General features: G+C 60.2%; 13 protein-coding genes. 4 read left to right on the top strand and 9 right to left on the bottom strand.

Features of this window, described 5'->3' with window-relative positions; translation table 11 throughout:
* The first annotated feature begins 71 nt into the window (after positions 1-71).
* Positions 72-3,101, top strand: coding sequence for a DEAD/DEAH box helicase (locus M0654_RS07990; RefSeq protein ID WP_248682614.1), 3,030 nt, complete (start codon positions 72-74; stop codon positions 3,099-3,101).
* On the opposite strand, the gene M0654_RS07995 is transcribed toward M0654_RS07990, so the two are convergent.
* From M0654_RS07995 to M0654_RS08035, 9 genes are all read right to left on the bottom strand, one after another.
* Positions 3,098-4,213 carry a mannitol dehydrogenase family protein gene (locus M0654_RS07995; RefSeq protein WP_248682615.1) on the bottom strand — a complete coding sequence of 372 codons (1,116 nt, stop codon included), beginning with the start codon at positions 4,211-4,213 and terminating at the stop codon, positions 3,098-3,100. The genes M0654_RS07990 and M0654_RS07995 overlap by 4 nt on opposite strands.
* A gap of 9 nt (positions 4,214-4,222) precedes the next feature.
* A complete protein-coding gene (locus M0654_RS08000) occupies positions 4,223-4,552 on the bottom strand; it encodes an L-rhamnose mutarotase (protein WP_248682616.1) in 330 nt (109 codons plus the stop codon).
* A 1-nt stretch (position 4,553) separates the two neighbouring features.
* A complete protein-coding gene (locus tag M0654_RS08005) occupies positions 4,554-5,375 on the bottom strand; it encodes an amidohydrolase family protein (RefSeq protein WP_248682617.1) in 822 nt (273 codons plus the stop codon).
* Between the two features lies 1 nt (position 5,376).
* Positions 5,377-6,387 (bottom strand): aldo/keto reductase, encoded by a 1,011-nt coding sequence (locus M0654_RS08010; RefSeq protein ID WP_248682669.1) that lies wholly within the window; start codon positions 6,385-6,387, stop codon positions 5,377-5,379.
* A gap of 70 nt (positions 6,388-6,457) precedes the next feature.
* Positions 6,458-7,402, bottom strand: a complete 945-nt coding sequence (locus tag M0654_RS08015; protein WP_248682618.1) for an ABC transporter substrate-binding protein — start codon at positions 7,400-7,402, stop codon at positions 6,458-6,460.
* Between the two features lie 74 nt (positions 7,403-7,476).
* Positions 7,477-8,502, bottom strand: a complete 1,026-nt coding sequence (locus M0654_RS08020; RefSeq protein ID WP_245450630.1) for an ABC transporter permease — start codon at positions 8,500-8,502, stop codon at positions 7,477-7,479.
* A gap of 37 nt (positions 8,503-8,539) precedes the next feature.
* Positions 8,540-10,078 (bottom strand): sugar ABC transporter ATP-binding protein, encoded by a 1,539-nt coding sequence (locus tag M0654_RS08025; RefSeq protein WP_390919797.1) that lies wholly within the window; start codon positions 10,076-10,078, stop codon positions 8,540-8,542.
* Between the two features lie 170 nt (positions 10,079-10,248).
* Positions 10,249-11,292: an HTH-type transcriptional regulator GntR gene (locus M0654_RS08030; protein ID WP_248682671.1), complete on the bottom strand. Its 1,044-nt coding sequence runs from the start codon at positions 11,290-11,292 to the stop codon at positions 10,249-10,251.
* A 39-nt stretch (positions 11,293-11,331) separates the two neighbouring features.
* The gene (locus tag M0654_RS08035; protein WP_248682619.1) at positions 11,332-12,243 is read right to left on the bottom strand and encodes an SMP-30/gluconolactonase/LRE family protein; all 912 of its coding nucleotides are present in this window, start codon (positions 12,241-12,243) and stop codon (positions 11,332-11,334) included.
* Positions 12,244-12,563: 320 nt separating this feature from the next.
* Between M0654_RS08035 and M0654_RS08040 the strand changes: the two genes are divergently transcribed.
* The 3 genes from M0654_RS08040 to M0654_RS08050 all read left to right on the top strand — a co-directional run bounded on the left by M0654_RS08040 (position 12,564) and on the right by M0654_RS08050 (position 16,262).
* Positions 12,564-13,676: a sugar ABC transporter substrate-binding protein gene (locus tag M0654_RS08040; protein ID WP_390919819.1), complete on the top strand. Its 1,113-nt coding sequence runs from the start codon at positions 12,564-12,566 to the stop codon at positions 13,674-13,676.
* Positions 13,677-13,746: 70 nt separating this feature from the next.
* A complete protein-coding gene (locus tag M0654_RS08045; protein WP_248682621.1) occupies positions 13,747-15,285 on the top strand; it encodes a sugar ABC transporter ATP-binding protein in 1,539 nt (512 codons plus the stop codon).
* Positions 15,282-16,262, top strand: a complete 981-nt coding sequence (locus M0654_RS08050; RefSeq protein WP_248682622.1) for an ABC transporter permease — start codon at positions 15,282-15,284, stop codon at positions 16,260-16,262. The genes M0654_RS08045 and M0654_RS08050 overlap by 4 nt, the downstream gene beginning before the upstream one ends.
* Positions 16,263-16,272: the final 10 nt, after the last annotated feature.

Here is a 16,272-nt window from a genome sequence, read left to right on the forward strand (position 1 = left end):
TTGTTCTGCCGCCATGGGACTGCCTGCCGTATGATCGCGTGCCACCATCGCGGCATTGTATGGGCGTGCGCATGGACGCACTGCGGATCTGGAAAACGCCGAGCGACACACCGCGCCTCCTGTTGACTTCGGTCGAAGCAGCACTTCAACGGGTTCCGCCGATGGGCGTCATCACGGGCAGCCGGATTGAGCTTGTCGTGGGAGAGCCGTTCGATCGCGAGGCTTTTTCCAGCTTCACCCAACGGACCGGGTATGTGGAAGAAGGCGTCGCCGACGATCCTGGCGAATTGGTTGTGCGCGAAGGCGGCGTGATCGACATCTATCCAGGTGGCGCGCCAGGCCCGATGCGGATTGTCCTGTCCGAGGACGACAAGGTCGAGGAATTGAGAGGTTTTGACCGGGTCTCGCAACGGACAGAGAGTTATCTGGAGCGGGTAACCATCGGTCCTGCATCGGAAGCCATTCCGAGTGACGGTGTCATGGAAGAACTGGCGTCAAAACAGGAGACGATGGAGCGCGTGCTTCTGCGCCTCTACCAGGACATGCCGTCTGTCTTCAACCTGTTGGGCGATGCGAAAGTGCTTCTTGCGCCGGATGCGGACGAGCGGGTTGGTCGATATCTCGAGATCATCGGGGACGCTTACCAGTCCCGCCAGAGCTTCGGCGAAACCGAGACCTCCGCCTCTCGATCGATCTACCTCGATCGTGAGGAATGGGGTCGATGCGTCGGCAAATCAGCAAATGTAATGGCACTTGCGGCAGGAGAACTGACGGTTGCGACGGCCGACGGTGATCCACGAAGGGCATTAGCCGAGTTCGCCCGCGAAAGCTTGGCCCAAGGATGCACGGTCGTGGTTGCCGGGAGGAGCAACGGCTCAAGCACGCTTTTCCGGCGCCTTGCGAAGGCCGCGGGGACAGAGGCTCGAACCGTTGATCGATGGGAGCAGGTGCTCGAGGCAAAGCCGGGAAGCCTGCTGAAGCTGTCGTGCGATCTGAATGAGGGTTTCATCGATCCGGAACGGAACATCGTGGTTCTCACCGCGGCCGGTGGAACCAGGACAACGGGCAGCCAGAACAGGCTGCTCGCCGAACCCGAGCTTCAGATCGGCGATGTCGTTGTTCATGAAGACCACGGCGTAGGCGTTCTGAAGGATCTTGAAAGCATCACGGTGGAGGACGCTGCACGAGATGCCGCTCGCCTGGAATATCGCGACAACGGCTCCGTGCTTGTGCCCATGGAGGACTTCGGCAAACTGTGGCGGTACGGGTCGGAACCCGAGGCCGTCACACTTGATCGCCTCCATACCGACGCCTGGGCGAAGAAGCGCGAGAAGATCGTCGCCGATATTCAGTCCACCGCGCGGCACCTGCTGAAGCTGGCGAAACAGCGGCTGGACGCGCAGGCGCAGACTTTCGTGCCGCCGCGTGCGGCATTCTCCGCTTTCATCCGCCGCTTCCCGTTTACGGAGACGCAGGATCAGGCGGAAGCGGTCGAGGCTGTTCTTTCCGATCTGGCTTCCGGTCGCCCGATGAACCGCCTGGTCTGCGGAGATGTTGGCTTCGGCAAGACCGAAATTGCGCTACGCGCTGCCGCGGCCGTTGCACTTTCCGGCGGACAGGTAGCACTGATCGCACCAACAACGGTGCTGGCCCGTCAGCACTTCACCACGTTCCAGCGTCGCTTTGCGGAGACGGGCGTTGAGGTTGGCATGTTGTCTCGCCTGCTCAAGTCCAGCGAAGCCAAGGAGGTGAAGACGGCGCTCGCCGAAGGGCGGATGGGCGTTGTCGTGGGAACGCAAGCGCTTCTTGCGAAGGACGTCCAGTTCGCCAACCTGTCTTTGCTGATCGTGGATGAGGAACATCGTTTCGGGGTAAAGGAAAAGCGGGCGATGACGAAGCTCGCGCCCACCCTTCACACCCTCATCATGTCGGCAACGCCGATACCGCAGACATTGCAGTCGGCGATGATGGGAATTCAGGAGGTGAGCCTCCTGACAACGCCGCCGGCGAGGCGCAGGCCGATCCGCACGTCGCTCGCCGAGTTCGACCAGGCCTCCATGCGCACCGGCCTAATGCGCGAATATCGACGCGGTGGACAGAGCTTCGTTGTCGTGCCTCGCATCGAGGATATTGAGGAGGTTGAGGCGATCTTGCGGAAGATCGTCCCAGAACTTTCCGTCAAAGTCGCTCACGGCAAGATGCGGGCGGCGGAGATTGATGAAGTCATCGTTGGTTTTGCTGAGGGTGATGGCGACATCCTGCTCGCCACCAACATCATCGAAAACGGCCTGGACGTGCCGCGCGCCAACACGATGTTCGTCTGGCATGCCGACCGCTTCGGGCTCGCGCAACTTCATCAGTTGCGCGGCCGCGTCGGCCGCGGCGCGGCACAAGGCATCGCGACGTTGTTGACCGAAGCACGAGCCGAACTGGCTGAAGAAACACGGCTGCGGCTTTCGACACTTGTTGAACATGATCGCCTGGGGGCGGGTCTTGCGATCAGCCTCCGCGACCTGGACCTGCGCGGCGGCGGGGATATCGCAGGAGAGGATCAGGCCGGGCATATGAAGGTGATCGGCACGGGCCTCTACCAACAGCTGCTCGCTGCTGCGGTGGCAAAGTTGCGCAAGCAACCCGTGGTTACCCAGGAACGGCCCATCCTGAACCTCGGCAACGTGGGAGCCATACCCATCGACTATATTTCGGACCCGGCGGTAAGACTGAATCTTTATGGCCGGCTGTTGCGGGCGTCCAAACTGCGCGAGATCAACGACCTGGAAGAGGAGTTCGAGGACCGGTTTGGCGAGCCCCCGCAGGACGTGCTGCTTCTGTTGCGTACAACGAGGCTGCAGGTTGTCGCAGCACGGTTAGGCATCACAAAGCTGGAAGCCGGTCCGAAAGCACTTGCGATGACGCTGACACCCAAGACGCCCTCCAGGGCCATCACCGCTCTGATGAAGAAGGGCAAAGGCGTGCGGCGGGAAGACCGGCTCATCTTCGAGCAGGCGTACCAGGATAGCGACGAACAGATCCGGTTTTTCGAGAAAATCATGTCCGGCGTGAGCGGAGCCGGCAAAAGGGGTGCGGACAGAACGATCTAGGCATGCGGATACTTATCCACGATGGCCTGAAGCGTCGGTGACGGCGTCTTAGACCATTCCAGGAAGGCACCAAGGCGCCGCGCGACCTTCAGGGCGTGGTTGCCGGCGATGTCCGCAATGCGGTGATCCAGGAAAGGGTTGTCGAAACGCTCCAGTGTGGTTGCGACATAGGCTTTTGCCTGTTCACCCATGCCTTGAGCCGCAAAACCGCCCAGGACCTCGCTGTCATAGATGTCGAGCAACCGCTCGCGCACCGCAGGATCTGACACGATCTCGCGGACAAACTCGTCCTTGCGCCTGCTCTCGATAAGCCAGATCTCGGCAAGCACGGTGTGTCCCAGGTTCAGGATATGCAGCTTCAGCCTCTCGAACGGCTCTATGTCGTCCACAAGCTGGATGGAGGGATGGCGGCACGGCAGAACGAGACCAGGCGCTCTCTCGATCGCCCACAACGCATACGGCTCGGCGACAGCGCCTGCCGGCTCAAGCGGCTCGGACACGATGCGGTCCACCAGCGTGTTAGCAAAGATCACGTGGCCATCAAGCCAGGCGAGAAAGGCTGGCTCACCTACACGCTGCTCGGCGATCTTCGTCACCCGCGCCTTGAGCACGGGGCCATTGCGGTTGATCAGCTCGCAAGGCAAAACGGTCATGGGCTCACCGCCTGCCTGGAAACGCGCATGAAGCAGCTGCGCTAGCTTCCCGGGAAAGGAAGCGGCTGGTTCCCTACCGTCAAGCGAACCAGAGTCGTCATTGGACACTTCATATCCCGCATCACCCGTGTTGGAGATGATGAACCGCGATTGATGGGCAAAGAGATCCACAATCTCCAGCCAATGTGTTGCCGTTGATAACCCGTGTTTGACGCTTTTGACCGCGAGACGCCGTTCGACCTTTTGGCCATTCTCAAGACCGCGAATGATGATAGGGTATCCGGCGGGATCCGAGAAGGCAGCAAGGCGCCCCACCCGCTCGGCCGAGCCGGATGTCTGGACAATGGTGACAGGCAGGACCGCCTGCCCCGCTTCCGCCGCCTCGTGAAGAAAAAGGTCGGCATGCGCCTGAAGGAAGCGGCTCGTGCCGAACTGGAGAATGATCCCGTCGCCTGTCATGCACCGCCCTCAATCGAGATGGAACACTTGATCCATCATGGCCCACCATTCACCCTCCGCCCGGGTCTCAAGCGGCTTCTGGCAGGGGATGCAGTAGGACCACCATTCCTGGTTCCTTTCACTCGCAGCCATCTTTGCCATGTCGGCTGCAAAATCGGTGCCGTGATATTCCCAGTAGCCGAACAATAGGTTCTCCGGCTCGCGCAGGAAGATTGAATAGTTGCGGATGTTGCAGCTGGAGATCAGTTGCAGGATCTCAGGCCATACCGCCGCGTGCAGTGCCTTGTATTCCTCGACCTTGTCCGGCTGCAGGCCGATCACCATGCCCATTCTCTGCATTTCAGTACCCCGTCAGGCCATAAACGCGGATCGCATTGCCGCCCATGACCGCATCCTGATCCGCTTGCGGTACAATGTGGAGACACTGGTTGATCCATCCCGAATATGAACCGGCGAGGTTCAACACCGGCCAGTCGCTGCCCCAGATCACCCGCTCCGCGCCAAACAGTTCCAGAATTGTCTCGATGTAAGGCCGAAGCGCCTCCTGGCGCTGTTCGCCGGCTTCGGTGAGCAAGCCCGACAGCTTGCAATGCACATGAGGAAGCTTCGCGAGCCGCAACATCGCATGCCGCCAGCCAGTGAAGTGCCCCGACGCGATCCTGGGTTTTGCGCCGTGATCGATCACGATCGGCAGGCCAGGATGCCGTAACGCGAACGCGTGGAGTGCCGGGAGATGTGGTTCCAGAACCAGCGCGTCGAAAACCAGGCGATGCTCGATCATGGCCTCCACCGCCGGCGCCAGCGCCGGATCGTCGATCCAGCGCGCGTCCGCCAGATCTTGCAGCATTGGCCTCAGGCCTTTCAGTTCGTCAGCCTTGGCAAGCTCGGCAATCACTTGCGGTGCGTTGGGCGCCTTCAGATCTGCCCAGCCGACGACGCCGAGAACGAAGTCATGGTCGCGGGCAAGATCGAGCAGGAACCGCGTATCTTCCAGGCTCGGCAGCGACTGCACGAGCACCGTGCCTGAAACACCCGAACCCTTCATCTCCGGAATGAGGTCCGCGGGGAGAAAATCGCGATGAATGGCAGCGAGCTCTGGGGGTGGCCAAGCGCCCTGACGGTCCTTCAGCAGCCAGAAATGCTGATGCGCATCGATGACCATCTTAAACGGCACCTTCGATAGGCGCATCGGCAGCAATGACGCCTGTGTCCTTGAGCCGGATCCAGAAAGAAGCGGGAATGTCCTGTCCGAACCAGCTTACATTGGCATTCATCTGCTCTGCGTTGCGAGCGCCCAACACTATGGTGACCACGGCCGGATGTAGTGCTGGAAAGGCCAGCGCCGCAGCCTGCATGGAAACACCTTCGGCCTTGCAAGCAGCGTCGATTTCGTCAACGCGTGCAAGAATATCTGCGGGAGCGTCGGTATAGTTGAACTTCCGGTTGCCGGCCAGAAGGCCGGAATTGAAGGCGCCGGCGATAACGATACCGACACCCTCTCGTTGGCAACGATCCAGAAGCGGAAGGCTTTCCTGTTCCAGCAAGGTATAACGACCGGCAAGCATGGTGACGTCGATGTCGAACTCGTCCATGGCCTGCGCGACCACCTGCCATTCGTTGACCCCAAGCCCTACGGCCTTCACCAGTCCGGCAGCACGCAGTTCACCGAGGGCGCGGAACCCGCCACCGGTTGTAAGCTGATCCCAATAATGTTGATGCCGGTCGCCATGTGTGGCGCGGCCGATGTCATGGACATACAAAATGTCGGGCGCGAAGATGCCGATCCGCTGCCGGCTTGCTTCAAACGAGCGCATGATCGCGTCGTAACTGTAGTCATAGGCCGGACGGAACGGAAGCGGCTCGACATAAGCATCCTCCTCCGGCCCAACCGTCGCATCGGGCACCATGATGCGACCGACCTTGGTGCTCAGCACGTAGTCATCACGCTTTTGATCCGTCACCATGGTGCCGAGGCGGCGTTCGCTGCGCGTATATCCATAGAACGGCGCCGTGTCGAAATAGCGGATGCCGGAATTCCACGCGGCCTCGAATGCACCAAGCGACTCCTGATAGCTGGTGAGGCGGTAAAGATTGCCCATCTGGGCACAACCAAGCCCTATAAGCGTGAACGAGACGTCGCGATTGCGCAGCTTGCGCTTGTCCGAAACCTTCATGATGCCCTGATATCTGATCTTGGTCTGGAAGAGGCGCGCGAACATCAGCCCGCGCGCCGGGATCCACCTCTTAGTAGAGGACGTTTTGCGCTTCCGGCTTGTCGATATTGTCCTTGGTGACAACAACAACGCCCGTGTCGATGGTCTTTTCGACCTTCTCCTTGTTGAGGATCTTCACAAGCGTCGCCACGCCCATCTCACCCATCTGGTAGGAACCCTGGACGACGGTCGCCGCCAGAGTGCCGTCCTTGACGAATTCCTGCAGGTCCTGGTTTCCATCGAAACCGACGGCAACCACCTGGCCGCTCTTCCCAGCCTGCTTGATTGCACGGCCCATGCCGATCGCGGTCGGCTCATTCGCGCCGAAGATCCCCTTCAGGTCGCTGTTGGCAGCCAGCACGTCAGTCACCTGGTTGAGCGCAGTGGCCATCTGGGACTGCGAATAATACGGCCCGACGATCTCAAGCTTCGAGTTCGCCTTAATGTAGTCGGTGAAACCGCCAACGCGGCCAATTTCCGAGCCGGCACCCGCGACATAAGACATGACGGCGATTTTGCCGGTGGTGCCAACCTTGTCGATCAGCGCCTGTGCTGCGAGTTCGCCGGCTTTTTTGTTATCGGTGGCGAGGAACGACTGGTAATACTTGTCGGCGCCGTCGGCGAGTTGGCTGTCGATGATGACGACCGGAATGCGGGCTTCCCATGCCTTCTTCACCGCCGGCACCAGTGCGTCCGGATCAGACGGCGCGAGAAGGATCGCTTCCACCTTACGGTTGACGGCATTTTCGACCATGTTGACCTGGTCGGCGATCGCAGATTCCGACGCCGGCCCCTGGAAGGTCATCGTATGCTTGTCTTTGACTTCAGCGATCGCGGCATCTGCACCCTTCTGGACGTTCTGCCAGAAGGTCGAGTTAACCGTCTTGACGATGACGGCAATTTCTCCGGCGGAACCCGCGGATGCGCTTGCAAGCGCAATAGCCGAGGCCAGCAGCACAGTTTTCAGTTTTCCCATTTTCTCCTCCACAAGACGGGACCCGAACCGGGGTCCAAAGCGGGGGAAGGTGCTTCCCCTTCCCGACATCTTCCTCAGCGGCGGTTGCGCAACTGGTCGATCCAGACGGTCGCCAGGATCACAAGCCCGATGATGATCTGCTGCGTGAAGGCGGAGACGCCGTTCATGTTCAAGCCATTGCGCAGAATGCCGATTACAAAGGCACCAATGAAGGTGCCGGAGATCGTGCCGACGCCACCGATCAGCGAGGTGCCGCCAATCACCGCGCTTGCAATCGCATCAAGCTCGTACATGACGCCTTCGTTGGGTTGCGCCGTCACGAGACGGGACATCAGCACACAGCCTGTAAGACCGGCAAGGGTGCCCGAGATCAGGTAGGTGTAGATGGTGACCCGCGAGACGTTGACGCCGGAAAGCCGTGCCGCATCCGCATTCGAGCCGATCGCATAAACGTGACGACCAAAGACGGTGCGATTCAGCACGTAGGCTGACGCAACAGCAATGATGATCATCAGGACGACGGGGTATGGGATTCCGGGGAAAGCCACGACCGGAAAACCCTGCTCGTCAATCGACTCGAAGCGAAGCAGCGACCCATTGCCGAGTACGCCAAAGCTTTCGCCAAGACCCGAGACGGCGCGGGCACCGGTGATCTGCAGCGCGACGCCGCGGGCAATCAGCATCATGCCAAGCGTGGCAATGAACGGAGGCAGTCTCAGCTTGGTGACGACGATGCCGTTGATCATCCCGCAGAGCGACCCTGTCAGGATACCTAGCACCATGCCAAGCCAAACCGGCAGTTGCAGTTCCTTGACCGCCAGCGCGGCAACGACGCCCGCCAGCGCCAGGACGGAGCCGACGGAAAGATCGATCCCGCCAGTGATGATGACATAGGTCGCGCCGATCCCCAGAAGCGCAATCGACGTCACCTGCAGGGCAATCGTCATGCCGTTGCCGACGGTGAAGAAGGCGCTACTCGTTGCAGAGAAAAAGGCAGTGAGGACAACAAGGCTGGCGAGCGCCGCAAACTTCTGGATGATATCCTTCTGCCGCTCGCTGAGCCGTCCGGTCTTCACAGTCGGAGCTGCTCGTTGCTGCATATCCTTTTCGCCGGTCACGTCGGCCATTTCAGTATCCTTATTGCGCACGCCGGCCACTGCCGGACGCGTAATGCATGATCTCTTCCTGGTTTGTGTCGCGCGTGGTCAGCGTCGCGGTGATCCGCCCTGCGTGGAAGACAGCGATGCGGTCCGTCATGCCGAGAACTTCCGGCAACTCTGAGCTGATCAGCACCACGGCGATTCCACGCGCCGCCAACTCGTCCATGATCTGGTAGATCGCAAACTTGGCGCCGATATCGATGCCCCGCGTCGGCTCGTCAAAAAACATCACCCGAGGCTCGCGGAACAGCCATTTGCCGATGATGATCTTCTGCTGGTTGCCGCCCGACAACAGCCTCACCGGCTGGGTGAGGCTCGGCGTCTTGATGTTCAGCAGATCGACATAATGCTGGCTGGCATCATGATGTTTCTTCCGATCAATGACTCCGAAGCGGTTGCTGACACCGTCCATCCGCGCCATCGTCAGGTTCGCGTCAACGGGCATCTTGATGGCGAGGCCATTCGCCTTCCGGTCTTCCGACAGATAAGCGATCCCTGCCTCAATCCCGTTACGCGGATCGGTGATCTTCAGTTCCTTGCCATCCAGGGTAATCGTACCGGAGTGTAGCGGATCGGCGCCAAAGATGGCGCGAGCGACTTCGGTACGGCCCGCGCCCATCAATCCGGCAAACCCAAGGATCTCGCCGCGCCGGATCTCGAAGCCGATGCCGGAAAACACTCCATGCCGGGTCAGGCCGCTTGCCGAAAAGATAACATGCTCGCTTGGTACTCGCGTCGGCTCTGGATATTTGTCTTCCAGCGAACGCCCGACCATGCGCGCGACGATGTCATCGAGCGTCAAATCCGCAAAGTTGTCCGTCGAGATATACCGGCCGTCGCGAAGGACGGTGACGCGATCGACAATCTCGACCATCTCATCCAGCCTGTGGGAGATGTAGATGATGCCAGTGCCCTGCGCCTTGAGATCGCGGATCACCTTGAAGAGGAGTTGCGCCTCCTGCTCCGTCAGCGATGACGTCGGCTCATCCATGATGAGGACTGCCGCATCAAGAGACAGTGCCTTGGCAATCTCCACCATCTGGCATTGCGCAACCGAGAGCGTCCGCACCTGCACGTTCGGGTCGATGTTCACGCCGATCCGGTCGAGGCAGCGGCGAGCATCGGCGAGCAGTTTCTTTCGATCAACGAGAAAACCGCGGCGCGGCTCGCGCGCGAGATAGATGTTTTCCGCGACGGTAAGATGCGGAACAAGGTTCAGTTCCTGGTGGATGATCGCGATGCCGACCGCTTCCGACTGAAGCGTCGAGCTGAACCGCATCGGTTCACCCTTGAAGGTGATCGACCCTGAGTTCGGCTGGTAGACGCCGCTGATGATCTTCATCAAAGTCGATTTGCCTGCACCATTCTCGCCGCAGACGGCGTGAACCTCACCGGCGCGCAGGTCGAAGTTGACGCCCAACAGCGCCTTGACCCCAGGAAACTCCTTGGAGATGTTTTCCAACCTCAGCAACACGCGCGCTGGCGCGGTCGCGGCAATAGCAGATGCTCCCATCATCGCGCCCTCCTCCAGTGCTTGATGCACCCGCAGAAAAGCGCCAAAAGCAGAATTGGTCAAGCCGATTTCTTTACAGGTGCTTCGCCGCACGATTAAAGGAGCTTAGAAAGCGCAACCAAGGCGCTTTGGTAAAGCCACTTAAGTCGACGCCCCTGAACATCAGGCTGCGGTTACGCAGGCTTCCACCTCGGCGCGAAGGCTCTTGCGCTGCTTTCACGTGCCTGCAGGCGGAACCCGAGATCGAGGTAGCGCACCTCTTCCGTTTCACCTGACAAACGACGACGAACCATCTGCACCGCGTGTCGGCCAGTCTCGTACCTTGGAGTGGTGACGCTGGTCACGCTGGGATGCGCAGCGCGCATCAGGTCGAGATCGTTGAAGCCGCAGATCCCGATGCGGTGCGGCACGCTGATCGCACGCCGTTGGCACTCGAAGAGTACGCCCAGGGCGAGATCGTCGTTATTGCAGAAGACGGCATCAAGGTCATGGTTCCGCGCCAAGGCCTCCGCCAGCAGTTCGCCGCCGAGCGGCACGCTGGATGGTGTTGGCGTCGTGGTAATCAGAGTCGGATCGAACATGCCGGCTTCTTCCAGAGCGCGCTGGTAGCCGGCCATGCGACGCTGCGAGCGTGGATCCATGCGCGCGCCGATGAATCCGATCCGGCGATAGCCGGCGTGGACAAGGTGCTCCGTCGCCGCCTTTCCAGCCTCGAAGTGCGAGAAGCCGACCAGCATGTCGATTGGCTCTTCGTGATATTCCATCACCTGCACCACCGGGCAGCCGGCGGCCTTGAGGAGCTTCACAGTGGCGCTCGACTGGTCGATGCCGGCGAGGATCAATCCGGATGGTCGCTGGCCAAGGAACATGCGCACAAGCCGTTCCTCTTCCTGCGGAGAGTAATGGGTGTTGCCGATCTGGACCTGCAACGTGCCGTCATCCAGCGCGTCATAAATGCCCCTGATAAAGTCGGCGAAGACGATATTCGTCAGCGACGGCACAAGGACGGCAATGACATCTGCGCGCGAGGAGGCAAGGGCGCGCGCATTGACGTTTGGTTGGTAATGAAGCTCGGCAACAGCGCCGTCGACCAGCCGGCGCAGTTCCACCGAGACCAGCGACGGATCGCGCAGCGCCCGAGAGACGGTGATTGGAGAAACGCCAGCCAGGCGCGCCACATCATTGATGGTGGGCCGGCCACTGCTGCGCCGTCCCATCTTCTTGACCGGCTCATTGACGTCGAGTTCTTCCACCGGTCAGGGCAGCCTCGCACCGTTAACCATGAGCCGGATGGCGTAGAGAGAACTCGTCGCGCAGATATAGAGGATGTTGCGCTTCGGCCCGCCAAACACGCAGTTGGCCGTCATTTCGGGAACAAGGATCTTCCCAATCAAGGTGCCGTCCGGATCATAGCAGTGGACGCCGTCCCCGGCACTCGTCCAGATTCGCCCGTCCTCATCAAGCCGGAAACCATCAAACAGGCCAACCGTACAGTCGGCAAAGACACGGCCGCCGGACACCTTGCCCGCCCGGTCTACGTCGAAGACACGCATGTGGGCCGGGTAATGCTCACCGTGAGTTCGCCCGGTATCGACGACGTACAATTGGCTCTCATCCAGAGAGAAGGCGAGGCCGTTAGGGCGCACCATGTCAGTAATCACCGGTTCGATTGCCATCGTCTGCGGGTCCACACGGTAAACATGGCAGGCGCCGATTTCGCTCGGTGCTCTATGACCCTCATAGTCAGTGTCGATCCCGTAAGTCGGGTCGGTGAACCAGATCGAACCGTCCGAGCGAACGACCACGTCGTTGGGTGAATTCAGCCGCTTGCCATCCCATCGATCGGCGATCGTGACGACGCTACCGTCGTGTTCGGTGCGACTGACCCGGCGACCGCCGTGCTCGCAGGTTACGAGTCTTCCGTGGCGGTCCGTGGTATTGCCGTTGGAGAAGTTCGCTGGCTGCCGGAAAACGCTGACATGCCCGTCGTTCTCGTCATACCGCAACATGCGGTCATTGGGGATGTCGGACCAGATCAAATAGCGTCCGCCTGCAAAGTAAGCTGGCCCCTCGGCCCAGCGGCATCCGCCGTAAAGCTGCTCCAGTCGAGCGCTCGGATTAACCAGACGTGCGAAGCGTGCATCCAGCACCTGAAAATCTACGGCCATCGTTCCTCCCCCGAATGAACCAATCCAACAATGCTGATAGCGCTACCTTTATGCAAGTGGCACGGCAGCGCCATCGAATACTTCCAAAACACTTCAACGTTAAAATAACTCGCCAAGATGTTCCCGTAAAATCCTCTTTACAGTGAAATATGGTAGCGCTACCCATTAAGGACGGTGCGGCTGGTGAGGAGACTTTGCTGCGCTGTTTGGGAGATGGCCGTCGTGAGCGACGCCAAGGGAGTCGTGTCTGTATCGGGCCTCGCGACCACGCGAGAGAGCTCGTGAAAGCGCGCCAAAGGGAGGGAAAGCCGATGAAATCCATGATACGTGGTGTTGTCGCAGCAACTGCATTCCTCATGCTGGGCTCGGCATCTTACGCTGAGCCTGAAGTCGTTTCAGGCCCGTCTGCCGATCCGGAGTGCTTTGCACCCTGGTCTGCCGAGACCAAGTTCTACAAGTTCCCCAAGAAGGATGGTCCGTTCCGCATTGCGCTCGCGAACGGCTATATCGCCAATACCTGGCGCATCCAGATGGTGCAAACGGCCAAGGCCTATGCCGCCCAGCCGGATGTCGCGGCCAAGCTGAAGGAATTCAAGGTCGTTTCGACCGGAGAGGATGTGCCGGCGCAGATCTCGGCCATCAACAACTTCATTGACTCCGGTTACGATGCGATCATCGTCAACGCCCAGAACCCGACCGCCTTTGCACCAGTCATCAAGCGGGCCAAACAGGCCGGCGTCGTTCTCGTCGCATTCGACAACATTCTCGACACGGAAGACGCGATCAACGTCAATGTTGACCAGAAGGGCCTGGGTGAGCTTTGGGGCGACTGGCTGGTGAAATACCTGCCGAATGGTGGAAAGGTGCTCGAGGTTCGCGGCGTTGCTGGAACCTCAGTCGACACCGACCGTCACACCGGGCTTCACGAGAAGCTGCAGGCTTCCGGCAAGGAGTTCAAGGTGACCGAGGTCATGGGCAAGTGGGACGATGGCGTGGCCCAGAAGGTCGCGGCTGACGCGATCGCCACCAATGGCCCGTTTGACGGCATCACCGCCCAGGGTGGCGACACCGGCGTGGTGCAGGCGATGATCGATGCCAAGCACCCATTCGTGCCGTTCGGCGGCGAGACCGAGAACGGTTTCCGCAAGCTTTGCGCGAAGCATTCGGCGGACGGGTTGAAGTGCACCTCGGCAGGCTCGGGACCGGCACAGGTGGCCGTGGCCATCAAGACGGCAATTGCAGCTCTTGAGGGCCAGGTCATCCCGCAGGAGGTCAAGCTGCCGCTTGCGATCACCTCGGATGGCGAGTTCAAGGAAGGGCAGGACTTTTTCCCGACGGAATCCGACAACTTCTTCGTTGGTAACTCCTTCCCGACGTGCGGGATCAACTTCACTGCCCAGGAGATCATGGGGCAGACGAAGGAAAATCAGTAGCCATCATGGAATTGGCAGGCACGAAGCCGATCGGCCTCGTGCCTGCTTCGCTCGTGCCCCGGAGAAAATGATGCAGCAGTCTTATGACCTTTTCCGTATGGAAGGCATATCCAAACGTTACGGAGGGGTCAGGGCGCTCGAGCAGGCCAGCCTCACGCTGAAGGCCGGCAGAATCCACGCGCTCCTGGGGGAAAACGGCGCAGGCAAGTCGACGCTGATCAAGATCATGTCCGGCGTTGTGTCGCCTGATCAAGGCACCATGCTCATGGACGGGCAGCCGGTGACGTTCCCCTCGCCGGCGGCCGCCAACGATGCCGGCGTCGTCTGCGTCTTCCAGGAACTGTCACTCATTCCGGAACTCAGCGTCGCGGACAACATCATGGTATCCAGGCCGCCCACCCGTTTCGGCATGATTGACCGGAGGGCGCAACGTCAGATAGCCGAAGAGGCGCTGGCGCGCACGGGCGCCTCCGACATCCATCCGCTTGCTCTCGTCAAGGACCTGCCGCTGTCACGCCGGCAGATGGTGGAAATTGCAAAGGCGCTGGCCCGCAAGCCGCGCATCCTCATTCTCGACGAGGCGACATCCGCCTTGACGGCGGGCGATGTCCGGAAAGTCTTCGAGGTCTTGAAGCGTCTTCGCAGCGAAGGGCTGGCGCTGCTCTACATCTCGCATCGGATGAACGAGATTGCCGAGCTCGCGGACGACTGTACCGTGTTCCGCAATGGCAGCAATGTCGCAAGCTACCCCGCCGGGACAAAAAGCGACGAAGACGTGATCGAGATGATGATCGGTCGCGAATATCATAGCGCTTACCCGCCGAAACCTGAGCCCGTGCCTGACAAGAAGCCGGTCCTTGACGTTCAGAACCTCTCCTGGGGCGACCGCCTTCACGACATTTCTTTCTCGCTGAAAGCGGGCGAGATCGTCGGCCTCGGCGGGTTGGATGGCCAGGGGCAGAGAGACCTGCTGCTTGCCCTGTTCGGCGTGCTTCGCGATGTCAAGGGCACTGTTCTCGTAGATGGCGAACCCGTGCGGATCGAAAGTCCGACGCAGGCGCGCGACCATGGCATCGGCATGGCGCTCATTCCCGAAGACCGGAAGACGGAAGGCCTCATGTTGCCGATGACGGTGCGTGAGAACCTGTCATTTGCGGCCCTTGACCAACTCGCCAAGAACGGCGTCATCGACGGCAAAAAGGAGCAGACGCTCATCGACCGCATGATGAAGTTGCTTTCGATCAAGGCCGGCAACCTCGATGTGCCCGTAGGCACGCTTTCAGGTGGTAACCAGCAGAAGGTCGTCATCGCCAAATGGTTGATGCGCAGCCCCCGGATCGTGCTGCTGAACGACCCGACCCGAGGCATCGACGTTGGCACGAAGCAGGAAATCTACCAGCTGCTGCGCCGGCTGGCAGATGAAGGTGCCGCTATTCTCTTTTATTCGACCGACTATGCCGAATTGATCGGCTGCTGTGACAAGGTTCTGGTTCTTTATGACGGGGCAGTGAAGCGGCAACTGGTCGGGTCCGAGATTACCGAACATGCTCTTCTCGCCAGCGCCCTTAACCTGCCCGAAGCGGAAAGAGTGCAGGAGCTCGCATCATGAAAGACTGGCGGTATTGGCTTTCAGCACAGCAAGGCACTTTGACCGCTGTTGCGATCTTCGCCGTGATGTTCGTCATCTACACGGCAAACCATCCAGCAGGGTTCACCGCCAATGTCGTCCAGACGGCTGCGAACAAGGGCGTGCTGCTGGCATTCGTCGCGATGGCGCAGACGCTTGTCGTGATCACCGCCGGCATAGATCTGTCGGTCGGCATGATCCTCCTGCTGACAAATTGCCTGGCGTCCTGGATCGTAATTGGCACACCCCTCGAAACAGCAATGGGCGTGATTGCGGTCCTGCTTGTCGGCGCATTGTGCGGGGCGATCAACGGCGCCATCGTCATCTATGGTCGGCTACAGCCGATCGTCACGACGATTGCGACAGGTGCCGTTTATTTCGGGGTTGCGCTTCTCCTGCGGCCCTTCCCGGGCGGATCCGTCAATGAGGATCTGGCGGACGCGCTTACCGGCCGGCTGTTTGGCGTCATCCCGAGCAGCCTTGTTGCGCTGGCGGGCGTGGTACTTATTGTCTGGATCCCCTATAGCCGCAGCGTCTACGGTCGTGCGGCCTATGCCGCCGGTTCGTCCGAAACGGCCGCCTACATGTCGGGCATGCCCATCCGCCGCGGCAAGTTCCTGAGCTATACGCTTGGCGGTCTGATCGCCGCCGTTGGCGGGCTCTTCCTGACTTTCTTCACCTATACAGGGGATGCAGCTCTTGCGAGCGGCAATGCCTATACGCTGTTCTCCATTGCGGCGGTGGTGCTGGGCGGAGTGTCTTTGTTTGGCGGCAAGGGCAGCGCGATCGGCGCCATCTTTGGCGCACTCGCCTTCCGTACGATCGGCGACCTGCTGTTCGTCTTTGATTTCGACCCCATCTGGCAGCCCCTCTTCCAGGGCCTCATATTGCTTGTCGCTGTCAGCCTGGGAGCGATCGCCTTGGTCCGTGTCCGAAATAGGCTGGAGTGGTTCCTGTGAGTGAAACTGG

It is taken from the genome of Neorhizobium turbinariae, assembly GCF_023223505.1.
GTDB classification, from domain to species: domain Bacteria; phylum Pseudomonadota; class Alphaproteobacteria; order Rhizobiales; family Rhizobiaceae; genus Neorhizobium; species Neorhizobium turbinariae.